The organism is Paraburkholderia phymatum STM815 (assembly GCF_000020045.1).
Taxonomy (GTDB): domain Bacteria; phylum Pseudomonadota; class Gammaproteobacteria; order Burkholderiales; family Burkholderiaceae; genus Paraburkholderia; species Paraburkholderia phymatum.
On record NC_010622.1, the window covers coordinates 961,365 to 979,108 of the forward strand.

Annotated in this window: 14 protein-coding genes and 1 tRNA gene; 8 read left to right on the top strand and 7 right to left on the bottom strand. The window is 63.3% G+C overall.

What is annotated here, in order from left to right; genetic code table 11:
* Positions 1 to 27 precede the first annotated feature (27 nt).
* From BPHY_RS04360 to BPHY_RS04370, 3 genes are all read left to right on the top strand, one after another.
* A complete protein-coding gene (locus BPHY_RS04360; protein ID WP_012400269.1) occupies positions 28 to 1,092 on the top strand; it encodes a glycosyltransferase family 4 protein in 1,065 nt (354 codons plus the stop codon).
* Between the two features lie 238 nt (positions 1,093 to 1,330).
* Positions 1,331 to 2,188 (top strand): hypothetical protein, encoded by an 858-nt coding sequence (locus BPHY_RS04365; RefSeq protein WP_012400270.1) that lies wholly within the window; start codon positions 1,331 to 1,333, stop codon positions 2,186 to 2,188.
* A gap of 78 nt (positions 2,189 to 2,266) precedes the next feature.
* On the top strand, positions 2,267 to 2,725 hold the full coding sequence (locus BPHY_RS04370; RefSeq protein WP_012400271.1) for a DUF2214 family protein: 459 nt from the start codon (positions 2,267 to 2,269) through the stop codon (positions 2,723 to 2,725).
* Between the two features lie 50 nt (positions 2,726 to 2,775).
* Here the strand turns inward: BPHY_RS04370 and BPHY_RS04375 are convergent, their stop codons facing one another.
* From BPHY_RS04375 to BPHY_RS04405, 7 genes are all read right to left on the bottom strand, one after another.
* Positions 2,776 to 4,644 carry a glycosyltransferase 87 family protein gene (locus BPHY_RS04375; RefSeq protein WP_012400272.1) on the bottom strand — a complete coding sequence of 623 codons (1,869 nt, stop codon included), beginning with the start codon at positions 4,642 to 4,644 and terminating at the stop codon, positions 2,776 to 2,778.
* Entirely contained in the window at positions 4,641 to 5,030 is a 390-nt protein-coding gene (locus tag BPHY_RS04380) for a GtrA family protein (protein ID WP_012400273.1), read from the bottom strand. The genes BPHY_RS04375 and BPHY_RS04380 overlap by 4 nt, the downstream gene beginning before the upstream one ends.
* Positions 5,027 to 6,010, bottom strand: coding sequence for a glycosyltransferase family 2 protein (locus tag BPHY_RS04385; RefSeq protein ID WP_012400274.1), 984 nt, complete (start codon positions 6,008 to 6,010; stop codon positions 5,027 to 5,029). The genes BPHY_RS04380 and BPHY_RS04385 overlap by 4 nt, the downstream gene beginning before the upstream one ends.
* A gap of 269 nt (positions 6,011 to 6,279) precedes the next feature.
* Positions 6,280 to 6,354 (bottom strand) — tRNA-Val (locus tag BPHY_RS04390).
* Between the two features lie 49 nt (positions 6,355 to 6,403).
* Complete coding sequence (gene dnaQ, locus BPHY_RS04395; RefSeq protein WP_012400275.1) at positions 6,404 to 7,153, bottom strand: DNA polymerase III subunit epsilon; 750 nt, start codon at positions 7,151 to 7,153, stop codon at positions 6,404 to 6,406.
* A 68-nt stretch (positions 7,154 to 7,221) separates the two neighbouring features.
* Positions 7,222 to 7,668 carry a ribonuclease HI gene (gene rnhA, locus BPHY_RS04400; RefSeq protein ID WP_012400276.1) on the bottom strand — a complete coding sequence of 149 codons (447 nt, stop codon included), beginning with the start codon at positions 7,666 to 7,668 and terminating at the stop codon, positions 7,222 to 7,224.
* Entirely contained in the window at positions 7,665 to 8,480 is an 816-nt protein-coding gene (locus BPHY_RS04405; RefSeq protein ID WP_012400277.1) for a class I SAM-dependent methyltransferase, read from the bottom strand. Before BPHY_RS04405 ends, rnhA begins: the two co-directional genes overlap by 4 nt.
* Before the next feature lie 19 nt (positions 8,481 to 8,499).
* Here BPHY_RS04405 and gloB point away from each other — a divergent pair, with 19 nt between their 5' ends.
* From gloB to carB, 5 genes are all read left to right on the top strand, one after another.
* Entirely contained in the window at positions 8,500 to 9,303 is an 804-nt protein-coding gene (gene gloB, locus BPHY_RS04410) for a hydroxyacylglutathione hydrolase (RefSeq protein WP_012400278.1), read from the top strand.
* A gap of 155 nt (positions 9,304 to 9,458) precedes the next feature.
* Positions 9,459 to 11,144: a transglycosylase SLT domain-containing protein gene (locus BPHY_RS04415; protein WP_012400279.1), complete on the top strand. Its 1,686-nt coding sequence runs from the start codon at positions 9,459 to 9,461 to the stop codon at positions 11,142 to 11,144.
* Positions 11,145 to 11,392: 248 nt separating this feature from the next.
* Entirely contained in the window at positions 11,393 to 12,637 is a 1,245-nt protein-coding gene (locus BPHY_RS04420) for an MFS transporter (RefSeq protein ID WP_012400280.1), read from the top strand.
* A gap of 452 nt (positions 12,638 to 13,089) precedes the next feature.
* Positions 13,090 to 14,244, top strand: coding sequence for a glutamine-hydrolyzing carbamoyl-phosphate synthase small subunit (carA, locus tag BPHY_RS04425; RefSeq protein ID WP_012400281.1), 1,155 nt, complete (start codon positions 13,090 to 13,092; stop codon positions 14,242 to 14,244).
* Positions 14,245 to 14,365: 121 nt separating this feature from the next.
* A complete protein-coding gene (gene carB, locus BPHY_RS04430) occupies positions 14,366 to 17,620 on the top strand; it encodes a carbamoyl-phosphate synthase large subunit (protein ID WP_012400282.1) in 3,255 nt (1,084 codons plus the stop codon).
* Positions 17,621 to 17,744: the final 124 nt, after the last annotated feature.

Consider the following 17,744-nt stretch of genomic DNA (forward strand, 5'->3'; position numbering starts at 1 on the left):
CTGATTTTTTACGAGGAGTTCTCCATTATGCGAATCGCTCAAATCGCTCCCTTGCACGAGGCGGTTCCTCCCAAGCTCTATGGCGGCACGGAACGCGTCGTATCGTACCTGACGGAAGCGCTGGTTGAGCTGGGACACGACGTGACCCTCTTTGCGAGTGGCGATTCGCAAACCTCGGCGAAGCTCGAAGCGTTCTGGCCGCAGGCGCTGCGTCTGGATCCCACCATCCGTGACGTGATGGCGCCGCATATGCTGCTGCTCGAAGAAGTGCGCCGCCGTGCGGACGAATTCGACGTGCTGCACTTTCACATCGACTACTACCCGTTCTCGCTATTCGCTCGCCAGCCGGTGCCGTTCCTGACGACGATGCACGGCCGTCTCGACCTGCCTGAACTTCAGCCCGTCTTCAATACGTTCAGCGACGTGCCCGTCGTGTCGATCTCGGACAACCAGCGCCAGCCGCTCCTCCAGGCCAACTGGCTGGCGACGGTGTACCACGGTTTGCCGGAAAACGTGCTGACCCCGATCCCTGACGTGGAGCCGGGCTACCTCGCATTCCTCGGCCGTGTCTCGCCGGAGAAGGGCCTCGACCGCGCGATCCGCATCGCCGGCCAGGCAGGCATGAAACTCAAGGTTGCAGCGAAGATCGACAAGGCTGACCGCGCCTATTACGAAGAAGTGATCAAGCCGCTGATGGCGCTGCCGCATGTCGAGTACATCGGCGAAATCGGTGAAGCTGAAAAGCGTGAGTTCCTCGGCAACGCGCACGCACTGGTGTTCCCGATCGACTGGCCGGAGCCTTTCGGTCTGGTTATGATCGAGGCGATGGCTTGCGGTACGCCCGTGGTAGCGTTCAAGCGCGGTTCGGTGCCGGAAGTGATCGAAAACGGCGTCTCGGGCTTCGTCGTCGAAGACGAAATCAGCGCAGTTGCAGCCTTGAAGCGCCTGGACCAACTGCCGCGTGCAAAAGTGCGCAAGGCGTTCGAAGACCGCTTCTCGTCGAAAGTGATGGCACAGAACTACCTGAACGTCTACGAAGAAATGCTGCGCGCGAAGCGCCGCACGGTGCTGCGCGAAGTCAACGCAGGCTGATCCCCTTCATCGAAGACTGCGCCTTGCAGGTGCGGTCTCTACGGATGTCGCCGCAACGCCCCGCATGTGTCCAACATGCGGGGCGTTGTTGCATTTGCGCCGCACCTTGATGCGAATGGCGCGCGGAATGCAGCGAAAGTCCGTGTTCGAGGCGCGGCAACCATGAGACGAATCCGTAATATCCCTATAATGGCCGTGCCGCAAATCCGGCACAGCCGGTCGACATGAGGAGATTGCTTTGGCGAGAACGAAACAGACGCGTGCGAGCGCGGCGCCCGGCGCCGGCACGTTGTTCGCGCTGCGTGCCATCGGCCTCGTGATCCTGGCTCGCTGGCTGTTCTCGATGGGCGAGATGGAGCCGTTGACGGCGCTGCGGGCGATGGCCTCGTCGCCGTGGGCATGCATCAACCTCGTTTTTCTGTTTCTGCTGATCTTCCTCCCGGGCGCGAAGGCGCGCGCCGAGCGGCCGTTTCATCCGCTTCCCCAGTGGCTGCGCCAGGCGCTGCGTCTGTTTGCTTTCCTGGGTCTGCTGTTCGCGGTCTGGTCGGTCGGGGCGTTCGCGCTGGCGGCCGGCTGGCGGCGCGCCTTCAATGCCGTCGCCGCGACGAACGGCTGGCTGATTGCCGCGCCCGCGCTCTATGCCACCGTTGTGTGGATCTGCCGTCCGCGCGCGCTGTGGCGCACGAATATCGCTGCGCGCCGCTTTGCGATCGGCCGATTTGCCATCTCGGTTGATGCCGTCACGCGCACGGCCGTTGTCTGGGCCGAGAGCCGCAAGCTTGGTCAGTACGATGCGCGCGAATTGTCGCTGCGCTGGCAGGCCGGGGCGCAGCGTGCGCTACACATGGCGCGCGCCGCCCATGCGGTCGATCTGTCGGGCGCACAGCACGCCACCGTGCCGCCCATATCGAACGGCCACGCTACGCTGGAACGCGCGGGCGTCGGCGGCTTGCTGCGGCGTCCGGCCGTCGAGTTGATGTGGGACTCGCCTGCCGCCGCCGGCCATAACCGGCAGACGGTGTTCAGGGCGCCGCTTTCGACGGAAGGCGATCGCGTCGCGGCGCGCGCACTCGACGCAAATCTGCGCCAGGCCTGAGGTTGTGATGGCGCGACACTCGCGCCTGTCCCTCTTCGCTGCCCACCCGCCACGCTCGCATTGCTCACGGAGGAGTCCATGCTGATTCGCTGGTTGCTGGCTGCTGTTCATCTGCTCGGTTACGGGTTCGCACTGGCGGCGATTATCGGGCGCACGCGCGGGCTGCGGCGGCTAACCGGGCCGGCCGATCTGCCGCGTGTGTTTCTGGCTGACAACGTCTGGGGCATCACGGCCGTCGTCCTGATCGTCACGGGCCTGATGCGCGTGTTCGGTGGCTTCGAGAAGGGGGCGGGCTACTATCTGCACGAGCCGCTCTTTCACATCAAGATGACCGCGCTCGTGCTGATCCTGATTCTCGAAGTCGCGCCGATGGTGTCGCTGATTCGCTGGCGCATCGCCATCAGGAATGGCGATGCGCCGGATCTTTCGCGTGCGGGCCGGTTCGCGCGCATCGGGCACTGGCAGTCGATTCTGCTTGTCGTGATGGTGTTCGCCGCATCGGGAATGGCGCGCGGAATCGGCGCGGCCACGTCGTAAGCGCGGACTGCCGGTTCACGGGCGAGCGCCGCGCGATGTCCATTTCGCTTTCAATGCGGGCTGATGCGGCACCACTGCCACGCCAGTACACCTTTGCCGATCCCTGCTTCATACGGCTTGCACGAGCCCGCGTCGAGACTGAATCCGGCACGGTCGAATGCGGCGGCGGCTTCGGCTGCCAGTTGGCGATTGCGGGCAGCGAGATCGATACGGTCATCGTCGCGCAGGCCAAGCCGGCACTGTTCCGACCCGTCGCGCGGACCTTCGAGCGCAGCGTGCAGACGCAGCTTCGACAGCGCCCAGTGCAACGCATTGCAGCCGCGCGTCGAGCGCGTGAGTCCGAGCGTCGCGGCAACGTCGTTGATGCCGTTCACGCTGTCTTCGCGCCAGTTGTGCGCGCCGTCGATCAGCGCGAACGACGGACCGCCCCGTTCACGGACGAGGCTCACGATGCGTGAGCGAAACGCGTCGCTCGCAGGAAAGCTGCTGTCGATCTGCGTGAACGCGACCGTGTCGGGGAAACGCGTCGCAATCCAGGCCCAGCCGGACGTCACGCTCTTGATGACGACCGTCGTCCGCGCCGGTTGCTCCAGCGGCGGCAGCTGTGCGTGATAGAGCGGATCGGCCCAGCCTTCGTGGCCCCACGTGCGCGCGCCGCCCGTCACGACGACAGCCGTCGCGGCGATCAGCAGCCACGCCGACGCGCGACGCGCGATACGGGCGGGCAGCAGCCGGTCGATCAGCAGGACGAGCACCATCGGTGCGAGCACCTCGATGGGCACGATGTAGCGATAGATGCTAAAGAGCTTCATCCACACGACGAAGCCCAGCGCGACGAACAGCACGACGAGCCGTTGCTTCGGTTCGAGACCTTCCGGCCGCTGGCCTTTGATGCGCTGCGTGATCCGCATGAGCGCCCACCAGACGAACACGATGTAGACAATCGGCCAGATGATCTGCCGGATGGGGGTCTCGCCGACCCGTCTCGAATCCGCGGCGATGATGAACGGCCACAGCAGCATCTCTATGGCATTGCGCGGCAACCAGCGCATGTCGCCTTGCACGCCGGACGTCGTCAGGGGATTCGGAAAAAATTTGCCGAACTGCGGATACAGCGGATTACCGAACTGCTGCCACAGATGCAGCATCCAGAACCCCGTCGTCGCGGCCATGCCGACCAGCACGCCGATGCCGAACAGGAACGCGATGCGCACCCGCGAGGCGAGCGTGCCGGGATGGCTCAGGAGGCTCAGGCAGAGTGCGACGGCGAACACGGCGTTGGTGAGCTTGAGGCCGGTCGCAAAACCGACGAGCAGGCCGCTCACGATCGATGCGGCAAATGCGCCGGCTGTGCGCATACTCAGGCGGCGCCAGTTCGACAGCACGACGAGCAGGCCGCCGAGCACGAGCAGTGCCGTCGTGTCGTCGCCCATCGAATTGCCGAGGCCCGACAGGAAGTTCGCGGTGAGACAGCCCGCCGCGGCGATCAGAACGGGCAGGCGGTAGCGGTCTGTGCTGTTTGCAGAGGGCCATACTTCACGCGCGATCGCGACGATTAGCACGAACGCTAGCCCGTGCAGCACGCCCAGCGCAAAACCGACGACGCGCGACGGCAGATGCGTGTTCAGCAGATACAGAGCGGTATCGAGCAACGGGTTGAAATACGTTTGCATACCTGCTGGCGCGAGATCGGTCTGCAGCTTGCCGTGCAGCCACGCAAACGGGTTGTACAGGTGATAGTTGTACAGGTCCCAGTTTGCGTCGGCGCCGAGCAGCAGCGAATACAGTCCGAACAGCAGCGGCACGATTACGCACGCAGTCGCCATCGCGCGAGGCGAGCGCAAATCGGCGAGGCGTGGGCGAGTCGCGGACAACGCGCCTTCTGACTGGTGATCCCGTTTCATGGGGCGGGCGGTCATGAGCGGGCCTTGAACACCCACAGCTTCGCGCTGACGAAGTTGACCGTCATGCCCGCGAGCGATCCGACCGCGACAGCGATGAGCGGCAGCAGCGCGCTTTTGGGCAACAGCAGGATCGTCGCACTGTACGCAGCGTAGTTGACGGCGCCGCCACCCAGCATTGCGAACAGGTAATGCCACCACTCGGCCCACGCTGACTTGTTGCTGCCTTCGACGAATGTGAAGCGGCGGTTGATCTGCCATGTCGACCAGACGGCCGCGATGAACGACACCGCACGGCCGACGAAATAGCCCGCGCCGAGCGCGAGCATGCCGTACAGCACGCCGGCATCGACGAGGAGGCCGACTACGCCGGCAATTGCGAAGCGCAGCAGTTCGCGCTTCATTCGACGAGCCGTCCCGCGGCGGACGTGGCCATTGCAGCCGCGCGTTGCGTGCCGGGCGCCGGAACGGCGAGGTACGCGAGACGCTTCACTTCCGCGCGGCCATGCGTGACGGTGTCGAGGATCACCCCGCACACGAGAAAGAGCGCCGCGAAGATCATGAGCCCGGCGCACAGCACGGCAGTCGGAAAGCGCGGCACGAGTCCTGTTTCGAAGTACGTCTCGAAGAGCGGTACAGCGAGCACGATCGACGCGAGTGCGCACAGCACCGTGCCGATCGAGAAGAACGCCAGCGGCCGCTCGGCGCGGAACAGCTTCACGATCATGCCGAGAATGCGGAAGCCGTCGCGATAGGTGTTCAGCTTGCTGACGGAGCCTTCGGGGCGCGACTTGTAGCGCGTCGCGACTTCGGCGACGGGCATGCGCAGTTCGAGTGCGTGGACCGTGAGCTCCGTTTCCGTCTCGAAGCCTTTCGCGTGCGCGGGGAACGACTTCACATAGCGGCGGGAGAACACGCGATAACCCGACAGCATGTCGGTGAACGTGCGGCCGAAGATCGACGCGACGAAGCGCGTCAGCATCACGTTGCCGAAGCGGTGGCCCAGACGATAGGCTTCCTGCTCCTCCGAGTGACGGGTCGCGACGACCATGTCGAGCGCGTCCTCGACCAACCGTTCGATCATTTGCGGCGCGGCCGCGGCGTCGTAGGTGTCGTCGCCGTCGACGAGCACATACACGTCGGCGTCGATATCCGCGAACATCCGACGGATCACGTTGCCCTTGCCCTGGTACACGACCTGGCGGACCACGGCGCCTGCTTTCCGCGCGATATCGCTCGTGTCATCCGTGGAGTTGTTGTCGAATACGTAGATCTCCGCGCCCGGTAGCGCGTCGCGAAAATCCCGCACGACGGCGCGGACGGTTGCTGCCTCGTTGTAGCAGGGAACGAGGACGGCTAGACGAAGCGAATCGGAGAGCGGCATCGGCGCAGTTGATGGAGTTGATGAATGACGTGCTTCGCGCGGCGGGCGGGTACGCGAAGCGCGGGTATTTTATCGCACGTATCTGGCAGGCTTTCATCGTTGCCTGGTAAGGTTCGTTTGAACTTGGGGCAGGCGGTGAGTGCCGTGCGCCAAACCCGATCCAGTTGACGGAAAACCGGCGCGAAAGGAAACCGCGAAAGAAGAAGGCAAGAGAAAAACAAAAGAAAAAGGCCCGGGCGTTTCCGTCCGGGCCTTCTGTTCTTCGAATTTGGTGGGTAGTACTGGGATCGAACCAGTGACCCCTGCCGTGTGAAGGCAGTGCTCTACCGCTGAGCTAACCACCCGAAGAGCTGTGCATTATGTCAGGACTTTCGGAGTTCGACAAGCACTTTCTTAAGCAATTTGCGCATCAGCTGTTGCGGACGCATCTTCCGTGGTCGGATGCGTGCGCCACACGCTCGTTCCCTTCAGCGATTTATCGAGACCGTCGAGCAATGCTTCATGTTCGGCGAGCTCGTCGTCCGTCGCCGCTAGCACGATCAGTTCGAGCGTGTCGAGCATCACGCGCTTCGCGCCGCCTGCGTCGTCCGCTGCCGTTTCGCCGAGCATGTCAATCACGAGGCTTTCCTGGCCGCGTGTCATCGCGAGGTAGACCTCGGCTAGCAGTTCCGAGTCGAGCAGTGCGCCGTGCAGCGTGCGATGTGCGTTGCTGATGCCGAAGCGGTCGCACAGCGCGTCGAGCGAATTGCGCTTTCCCGGGAACATCGACTTCGCGCGCACGAGCGTGTCGATCACCTCGCCGCAATACTGCGAAAAAGGCGGCAGCCCGAGCAGCGCGAACTCGGCGTCGAGAAAGCCGATGTCGAAGGGCGCGTTGTGAATGATGAGTTCCGCGTCCTGGATGAAGTCGCGCAGCGTGTCGGCGATCTCGGCGAATTTGGGCTTGTCGCTCAGGAATTCCGTCGTCAAGCCATGGACGGCCAATGCGCCCGGATCGCTGTCGCGCTCCGGATTGATGTAGAAGTGCAGGTTGTTGCCCGTCAGCCGGCGATTCACCAGCTCGACGCAGCCGATTTCGATGATGCGGTCGCCCGTTCTCGCATTCAGTCCTGTCGTTTCCGTATCGAGGATGATTTGACGCATATCGTGTTGCCTGCCTGTGTTGATGCGTGAAAAAAATAGGATGCTTCGAAACAAGCCGCGGGCGCGCGTCAGAGATCTGCCAGCGAAGCCACGCCGCGATTGGCTAGCGCATCCGCGCGCTCGTTCTCCGGATGCCCCGCGTGTCCCTTGACCCAGCGCCACTCGAGCTGATGCTGCTGCGTGAGCGCGTCGAGCCGCTTCCAGAGATCGGCGTTTTTCACGGGCGCCCTCGCCGCCGTTACCCAGCCTTTTTTCTTCCAGCCGTGGATCCATTCGCTGATGCCTTTCTGCACGTATTGCGAATCGGTGTGCACGACGGCCTTGCATGGACGCTTCAGCGCCTCGAGCGCAGCGATCACGGCCATCAGTTCCATTCTGTTGTTGGTTGTGTTCGCTTCACCGCCGAACAATTCCTTTTCCTGCGTGCCGTAGCGCAATAGCGCGCCCCAGCCGCCGGGCCCCGGATTGCCCTTGCAGGCGCCGTCGGTGAAGATTTCGATCAGATCAGAACTCATTGGGTCTTGTTGCGGGTGTTGGGTGTGGCGGCGGGCGCGAGGCCGGCGGCCAGCACGGGCTTCTTGACTTTCAGTGGACCGACGAGGCGCATCCCGCGCACGCGCTTGATCGCCGTGACCACGTAGACGGCGCCGAAGATCGGCCACCAGCGGTCGCCGGCGGCTTCCATGAACTGATAGCGCGACAGCCAATTTTCGCCGACGAGGGGCGGACGATAGCAGCCGAAGCGTCCGCGTTCAAGGTCGAAGCCGAGCAGCTTGATCCAGTCTTTCAGGCGCGTAAAGGCGATCAGGTCGTGGGCGGCGGGCACGAACGGCCGTCCCGCGACCTTGCCGACCGACTGCCGCGCTCCCCACAGCGACAGCGAATTGAAACCGATGATGATCAGCTGGCCCTCAGGCATCAGCACGCGCTCCGCCTCGCGCAACAGCCGGTGCGGGTCGCGCGTGAACTCGAGCGTATGGGGCATCACGAGAAGATCGACGCTTTGCGCCTCGAACGGCAGATCGAGCAGGTCGCACCAGACGGCGCTGCGTCCGACGGGGGCGTGGCGCTCGGGCAGACCGCCCGCGACGCCGCGCGGAAACGTGTATGGCGCGCTTGCGCCGCTTTCGGCATCGAGCACGAGGCCGCGGCAGGGCATGCGGTTTTCGCGCAGCGCGTCCAGTTGAGGCAGGCCCAGTTGCAGCGCGTGATAACCGAAGACGTCGGAGACGACGCGGTCGAGCTGCGCCTGCTCCCACTCCAGCACATAGCGTCCGGGCGGGGAGGTGGTCCAGGCGGGCCAGTCTATAATCGATCGGTCAGACATGTTAAAGAATGCGTCGCCTATGAATTCGCTCGAGTACGTGCCCGTCCCGGCGTTTGATGACAATTACATCTGGGTCGTGTCGGATGGACATCATGCCGTCGTCGTCGATCCGGGCGACGCCGCCCCGGTGAAGGCCTATCTGGCGAAACGGGGATGGCGGCTGAGCGCTATTTTACTCACCCACCATCATGCCGACCACGTCGGCGGAGTAGCCGATCTGCTGAACGGCCAGGATGCGAGCCAGGCTTTGCCCGTCTACGGGCCGGCGGGAGAAGCGATTCCGTGGCTGACGGAACGCCTCGTGCAGGGCGACACCGTGCATATCGCCGCGCCTTCTCTCACTTTCACGATTCTCGACGTGCCCGGTCATACGCGCGGGCACATAGCGTATTTCCAGGCGGCCGACTCGCGCGGCACGCCGCACGTGTTTTGCGGCGACACACTGTTCGCTTGCGGCTGCGGCCGGCTGTTCGAAGGGACGCCAGCGCAGATGCTCGAGTCGCTGGATGCGCTCGCCGCACTGCCCGGCGAAACGGAGGTGCACTGCGCGCACGAATACACGCTATCGAATATCCGCTTCGCGCTCGCCTGCGAGCCTGACAACCCCGTCCTGCGAGCCTGGCGCGACGAAGCGGCGGCACTGCGCGCCCGTCACATGCCGACGCTGCCCACGACGATCGCACACGAGCGTGCAGTGAACCCGTTCTTGCGGGCGGGCGAGGCCTCCGTGCAATCGACGCTCGCCGAGCAGCTACATGAATCAGTGCCGGACCGGTTGGCCGCTTTCACATTGATGCGCGAGTGGAAGAACAGGTTCCGCTAACCGCTCCATTCATGGGGGCATGCTCAGCCAAATCGTAGAAATGATCGCCAAGCCTCAGATTTGGCAGACTTTTTCACATCTTTCTGATTGACGGGAACGGCGCACTTTCGTACTATCGGCTGCAAATTCCAGCCCCTTTGGAAGCCGAGACGTTCATGAGATTCATCTTTTGCGCGTTGTTGGTCCTGACGCTCGCCGCATGCGCGAGCCAGGGGCCTACGACGAATAGCCTTACCACTGCTTCCAATCCCGCTAGCCAGCAAGCCGTAGCCGACGCCCTCCGCAAGACCGCCACCGCCAAAGAAACCATCAACGTCGACCAGGGTTCCGTCGACCAGTTGACGAGCGCAGACAGCGATCTTTGGGGCCGTATCCGTCGTGGTTTCCAGATGCCGGACCTGCAAAGCGACCTCGTCGACATGCAGGCGAACTGGTACGCGCAGCGCCCGGATTACGTGCAGCGCATGACCGAACGGTCGCAGAAGTACCTGTACCACATCGTCGAAGAACTCGAAGCGCGCCACATGCCGACGGAGCTCGCGCTGCTGCCGTTCATCGAATCCGCGTACAACCCGCAGGCGCTGTCTGTCGCGAAGGCGGCAGGCATGTGGCAGTTCGTGCCGGGCACGGGCCGAACGTACAACCTCAAGCAGAACATGTGGCAGGACGAACGCCGCGACGTGCTCGCGTCCACCAGTGCCGCGCTCGACTATCTGTCGCGCCTGCACGATATGTTCGGCGACTGGTATCTGGCGCTCGCCGCGTACAACTGGGGCGAGGGCAACGTGCAGCGCGCGATCGCGCGCAACGAAGCCGCCGGTCTGCCGACGGACTACCAGAGCCTGCGCATGCCGATGGAAACGCGCAACTACGTGCCGAAGTTGCAGGCGGTGAAGAACATCGTGGCGAACCCGCAGGTCTACGGGCTCACGCTGCCGTCCATTCCGAACCACCCGTACTTCGTCACCGTCACGACGTCGCACGATATCGACGTCGACACGGCGGCGAAGCTTGCGAACATGACGCCGGACGAATTCCGTTCGCTGAATCCGTCGTTCAAGAAACCGGTCATTCTCGGCGCGACGCAGCCGCAGATTCTGCTGCCGTTCGACAATGCCAGCGCCTTCGAGCGCAACCTGAAGTCTTACTCGGGCTCGCTGTCGTCATGGACGACCTATACGGTCACCGAGCGCAGTCGTCCCGCCGCGATCGCCGAAAAGATCGGTGTCGACGCCGATACGCTGATGGCCGTGAACAAGATTCCGGCGGGCATGCGCCTGAAGCCGGGTTCGACGATCGTCGTGCCGCGCGCCGATGACGACGACGAAGACATCAGCGCCGACGTTGCCGAAAGCGCCACGCTAGCGATGGAGCCAGACGTGCCCGACACGCGCAAGATGCTGATTCGCGTGCGTCGCAAGCAGTCGATGGCGGTGCTGGCCGATCGCTACGATGTGTCGATCGGTCAGTTGAAGGCTTGGAACCGCACCAGGCGCGACGTGGTGATGCCGGGTCAGGTCGTCGTGCTGCACGTGCCCGTCGGCAAGGCGATGCCGAGCGAGCCGGGCCCGCAGAAGCTGGCCACGGTGCCCGTCGGCGGTGGCGTGGAGAAGGCCGGCGCCCAGATCGCGGATACGCATTCTGAATCGCGCTACGATAAGAAGCGAGGCCGCGGCCACACTGGCATGGTCAAAGTGTCGGAACCGGTCGGCAAGACCGACAAGCCCGCTCCCGCAAAAGGCAAGGTGACGAAGGTTTCGACGGAAGCGGCTGGCAAGGCGTCGAAGGCGGAGACGGGCAGCCACCACAAGGTCTCGGCCAGCGCGAAGAAGAGCAAGTAAAGAACAAGAGTACTTTCGAGGATGACCAAACACGCGTGCGGGGGCATCGCGTGAAGTGCGCTCCGATCTCGCCTGATTTCCAGAACGCCGTCCCGTCAAATGGCGGCGTTTCTCATTTCGGCCGACGCTTTTCGCCGACCGTTTCCCACTGGTGTTTTCCGTACGGCAAGCGCGGTCTTGCACCACGACGGACACGATTCCGCTATCGTTCACCCTCGGGCCCGCTGGGGCCATCCTGATGACGCATCATGTGTTCGACGCCCCTTCGTGTCTTCCTGCTGTTCTCCGCCGGCTACTTCGTTTCGTATGTTTTTCGTGGCGTCAACCTCGGCTTTGCACCGCTGATCACCCATGAGCTGCGCTTGTCGGCCACCGATCTCGGTCTGTTAACCAGTCTCTATTTTCTTGGCTTCGCGGGCGCGCAACTGCCGGCCGGCGTACTGCTGGATCACTACGGTTCGCGTCGCGTGACGGCAGGCATGCTGTTGTTCGCGGCCGCCGGCATCGGTGTGTTCGGCGCGGCACACGGCGTGGGTGCGATGATGGCGGGGCGGCTTCTGATTGGTGTCGGCGTGTCCGTGTGTCTCGGCGGCGCGTTCAAGGCCCTCGCGCAGCATTTCCCGACGGCGCGGCTGCCGCTGATCAACGGGCTCGTGATGGCCGTCGGCGGTCTGGGCGGCGTCGCGGTCGGTTCGCCGCTGACGTGGGTGCTGACGTTCGCGAGCTGGCGCGCCGTCTGTTTCGCGCTCGTCGTCCTCACGATCGCGGTTGCGGCAATGCTGTGGGCATTCGCACCCGAAAAGCAGGAGACGCGCCATCAGGCGAGCCTCGTCAGCCAGTTCAAGGGCACCTGGCACATTCTGCGCAGCGCGGCCTTCTGGAAGATCGCGTCGTTCTCGGTGGTCACGCAGGGCGTCTTTTACGCGATGCAATCGCTGTGGGTGGGCGCCTGGCTGCGCGACGTGTCGGGCTTCGGCACGCACAAAGCGGCCGCGTTGGTGTCTGTGCTGGGCTTCGCGATGATGGCCGGCTGCGTGGGCTTCGGCGCTGCGGCCCGCGGCATGGAGCGGCGCGGCCTGTCGCTGTATGCGTTTTGCGGTGTCGGCATGGCGCTGTTCGTGATCACGCAGTTGCTGATCATGCTGCAGGCGCCGCTACCGGCGGGGCTGCTGTGGGCGGCGTACGGGGTTTTTGGGGGCGTCGGCATCCTGAGTTATGCGGTGCTCGCGCGCCATTTCCCGCCGCATCTGATCGGCCGCGCCAACACCACGCTGACCCTGATCATTTTCCTGTTGATCTTTGGTTTTCAGATCGGCGTCGGCGCCGTGTTGTCGCGCTGGACGCCTGTCGACGGTCACTATCCGCGCGCTGCGCATCTGATGGCGTGGGGTGTTCTCGTCGGGCTGCAACTGGCGAGCGCTGTCTGGTACATGCTGCCGAGCCGGGTGCTTGCCAAAGACCCCGCACACATTCACGCCGAGCATCAGCCGTAACTCGACCGGCGTAATCCTGATAAAGCGAAAGAGGGTGGCGAAGCGCGCGCTTGCAGCAGGCCCATTGCGCCCGAGCGTGCCGTCGAATCCAGTTCGCCCGTTGCTCGCCCATCTCGGATTTGAAGAGAAGGGTCATTTCAGGCTATAATTTCAAGGTTTGAGCTTATCAACCCGCACCCTAGCGCCTACCTCTCCCACACCGTTCATCCGCCGCGTTTCGTTGTAGTCCCGGTCGTATCTTCGTCCATACATCCGGCTACCGTCGCCAGCGCCCGTGATCAGCCAGTCAGCCTACACAATGGGCCGGCTGCCAGTTCCGCGAGGCCCGATGCGACTTCCCGCGAACAGCGCAACGCGAGCGAGCCTGCGCGCGCATCCTCAGATGCTGCTGCCGCGGCCCGCACGGTCGGATAGACAGGTCGGCAACAGGGTGCTCGCCCAAGGAGTCTCCCGTGTTGCCGTCATTTTCTTCCGCTCTGCTCGCGCTCGCCGACGGCACGGTCTTTCGTGGTTACTCGATCGGCGCGCCCGGCCATACGATCGGCGAAGTCGTCTTCAATACCGCCATCACCGGTTATCAGGAAATCCTGACGGACCCCAGTTACGCGCGCCAGATCGTCACGCTGACGTATCCGCACATCGGCAACGTCGGTGTGAACGCCGAAGATGTCGAAGCTACGAAAGTCCATGCCGCCGGACTGATCATCCGTGATCTGCCCATTCTCGCGTCGAACTTCCGCATGGAGCGCACGCTCCCCGATTACCTGAAGGCGGAAGGCGTCGTCGCGATCGCCGGTATCGATACCCGCAAGCTCACGCGCGTGCTGCGCGACAAGGGCGCACAGAACGGCGCGATTCTCGCAGGGTCGGATGACGAAGCGAAGGCAATCGAACTCGCACGCTCGTTCCCCGGCCTCGCAGGGATGGACCTCGCGAAGGTCGTGTCGACGCAAAAGCCGTACGAATGGAAGCAGACGGAATGGCGTCTCGGCAGCGGCTACGGCATGCAGAACACGCCGCGCTATCGCGTGGTCGCATTCGATTACGGCGTCAAGTACAACATCCTGCGCATGCTCGCCGAACGCGGCTGCCAGGTCACCGTGCTGCCGGCGCAAGCCTCGGCCGCCGATGCGCTTGCGCTCAATCCGGACGGCGTGTTCCTGTCCAACGGCCCCGGCGATCCGGAACCGTGCGACTACGCGATCGCCGCCACGCGCGAATTCATCGAACGCGGCATTCCGACGTTCGGCATCTGTCTCGGCCATCAAATCATGGGTCTCGCCGTCGGCGCGAAGACGATGAAGATGAAAACGGGCCACCACGGTGCGAACCATCCTGTGAAGGATCTGCAAGATGGCCGCGTCGTGATCACGTCGCAAAACCACGGTTTCGCCGTGGACGCCGACACGCTGCCCGCGAACGCGAAGGTCACGCACGTGTCGCTGTTCGACGGCACGCTGCAAGGCTTCGCGTTGACGGACAAGCCGGCTTTCTGCTTCCAGGGTCACCCGGAAGCGTCGCCCGGTCCGCATGACATCGCTTATCTGTTCGACCGCTTCACCGCGTTGATGGACCAGGCGAAGGGCAATAAGTCGGCGGCGGCATAAGCGCAGCTCGCGAACAGCGACGGTAACAAGGCGTGCTCCGCGACGCCGTTCGGCATTGTCCGAACGGCACACCGTCGGCGTGCCAACAGTAAGAACTCAGGAATACATTAGCGAGAGCGTTATGCCCAAGCGGACAGACATCAAGAGCATTCTCATCATCGGCGCGGGTCCGATCATCATCGGCCAGGCGTGCGAGTTCGATTACTCGGGCGCGCAGGCGTGCAAGGCGCTGCGTGAGGAAGGCTACAAGGTTATCCTCGTCAACAGCAATCCGGCGACGATCATGACCGACCCGAACACGGCCGAGGTCACGTACATCGAGCCGATCACGTGGGAAGTGGTCGAGCGCATCATCGCGAAGGAGCGCCCGGACGCGATCCTGCCGACGATGGGCGGCCAGACCGCGCTGAATTGCGCACTCGATCTGCATCACCACGGTGTGCTGGCAAAGTACAACGTCGAACTGATCGGCGCGTCACCGGAAGCGATCGATAAGGCCGAAGACCGTCAGAAGTTCAAGGACGCGATGACGAAAATCGGCCTCGGCTCGGCGAAGTCGGGTATCGCGCATTCGATGGAAGAGGCGATGCACGTGCACGCGGAAATCGCCGCGTTCACGGGGGGCAGCGGCTATCCCATCGTGATTCGTCCGTCGTTCACGCTCGGCGGCTCGGGCGGCGGCATTGCATACAACCGCGAAGAATTCGAAGAAATCTGCAAGCGCGGTCTCGACCTGTCGCCAACGCGCGAACTGCTGATCGAAGAATCGCTGCTCGGCTGGAAAGAGTACGAGATGGAAGTGGTTCGCGACAAGCAGGACAACTGCATTATCGTGTGCTCGATCGAAAACCTCGACCCGATGGGGATTCACACGGGCGACTCGATCACCGTCGCGCCGGCGCAGACGCTCACCGACAAGGAATATCAGATCCTGCGTAACGCATCGCTTGCGGTGCTGCGCGAGATCGGCGTCGACACGGGCGGCTCGAACGTCCAGTTTTCGATCAACCCGAAAGACGGCCGGATGATCGTGATCGAAATGAACCCGCGTGTGTCGCGTTCGTCGGCGTTGGCGTCAAAGGCGACGGGCTTCCCGATCGCGAAAGTCGCGGCGAAGCTCGCGGTCGGCTACACGCTGGACGAGTTGAAGAACGAAATCACGGGCGGCCAGACGCCGGCATCGTTCGAACCGACGATCGACTACGTCGTCACGAAGATTCCGCGTTTCGCGTTCGAGAAATTCCGTGAAGCCGATCCGCGCCTGACCACGCAGATGAAGTCGGTCGGCGAAGTGATGGCGATCGGCCGCACCTTCCAGGAGTCGTTCCAGAAAGCGCTGCGTGGTCTGGAAGTCGGCGTCGACGGTCTGGACGAGAAGACGACCAGCCGCGACGAAGTGATCCGCGAGATCGGCGAGGCCGGTCCGGACCGTATCTGGTACGTCGGCGACGCATTCCGTCTGGGTCTCACGCAACAGGAAATCTTCGAGGAAACGGCAATTGATCCGTGGTTCCTCGCGCAGATCGAAGAGATCATCCGCAAGGAAAAGGCGCTCGACGGCCGTACGCTCGCGAGCCTCACGAAGGAAGAGTTGCGCTATCTGAAGCAGAGCGGCTTCTCGGATCGCCGCCTGGCCAGGCTGCTCGGCGTGACGGGCGCCGACGTGCGCAAGCGCCGCATCGAACTGAACGTGCGTCCCGTGTACAAGCGCGTCGACACCTGCGCGGCCGAATTCGCGACGAAGACGGCGTACATGTACTCGACCTACGAGGAAGAGTGCGAAGCGAATCCGACCAATAACAAGAAGATCATGGTGCTGGGCGGCGGCCCGAACCGGATCGGCCAGGGCATCGAGTTCGACTATTGCTGCGTGCATGCCGCGCTCGCGATGCGCGAAGACGGCTACGAAACGATTATGGTCAACTGCAACCCGGAGACCGTTTCGACCGACTACGACACGTCGGACCGCCTGTACTTCGAGCCGCTGACGCTCGAAGACGTGCTCGAAATCGTCGACAAGGAAAAGCCGCTCGGCGTGATCGTTCAGTACGGCGGACAGACGCCGCTGAAGCTCGCGCTCGATCTGGAAGCGAACGGCGTGCCGATCGTCGGTACATCGCCGGACATGATCGACGCCGCGGAAGACCGCGAGCGTTTCCAGAAGCTGCTGCAAGACCTGGACCTGCGCCAGCCGCCTAACCGCACGGCGCGCGCGGAAGACGAAGCGCTCAAGCTCGCCGACGAAATCGGTTACCCGCTCGTCGTGCGTCCGTCGTACGTGCTGGGCGGCCGGGCGATGGAAATCGTTCACGAGCCGCGCGATCTCGAACGCTATATGCGCGAGGCCGTGAAGGTGTCGAACGATTCGCCTGTGCTGCTCGACCGTTTCCTGAACGACGCGATCGAATGCGACGTCGACTGCATTTCGGACGGCGACACGGTGTTCATCGGCGGGGTGATGGAGCACATCGAACAGGCGGGCGTGCACTCGGGCGACTCGGCGTGCTCGCTGCCGCCGTACTCGCTGTCGAACGAGACGGTTGCCGAACTCAAGCGCCAGACAGGCGCGATGGCGAAGGCACTGAACGTGATCGGGCTGATGAACGTGCAGTTCGCGATCCAGCAGGTGCCGCAAGCCGACGGCACGAAGCAGGACATCATCTATGTGCTCGAAGTGAATCCTCGTGCGTCGCGTACGGTGCCGTACGTGTCGAAAGCGACGAGCCTGCCGCTCGCGAAAATCGCTGCCCGTGCGATGGTCGGCCAGAAGCTCGCGCAGCAAGGCGTCACGAAGGAAGTGATTCCGCCGTACTTCAGCGTGAAGGAAGCGGTGTTCCCATTCGTCAAGTTCCCGGCCGTCGACCCGGTACTCGGCCCGGAAATGCGTTCGACGGGCGAAGTGATGGGCGTGGGCCAGACGTTCGGCGAAGCGCTCTTCAAGTCGCAGCTCGCGGCAGGTTCGCGTCTGCCGGAATCGGGCACGGTGCTGTTGACGGTGATGGACGCCGATAAGCCGAAGGCCGTCGAAGTCGCCCGTATGCTGCACGAGTTGGGCTATCCGCTCGTCGCGACGAAGGGCACGGCGGCGGCGATCGAAGCGGCGGGTGTGCCCGTGCGTGTCGTGAACAAGGTGAAGGACGGGCGTCCCCACATCGTCGACATGATCAAGAACGGCGAGATCGCGCTGGTCTTCACGACCGTCGACGAAACGCGTGCCGCCATCGCCGATTCGCGCTCGATCCGCATGAGCGCGCAGGCGAATAAGGTCACCTACTACACGACGATGTCGGGTGCGCGCGCGGCCGTTGAAGGTTTGCGTTATCTGAAGGATCTGGAAGTCTATGATTTACAAGGACTCCATGCTCGCCTAAACTAAGGCTTCAGATTTCTGTCGAAGACGTAAGTGCCGCGGTTAAGCGGCGTCCCTTAAGGTGTCAGATCGGGCTTTGTGCCACGTTTGCGCACCGTCGGGGATGCACTTAACCGCGGTGATTTTTTTT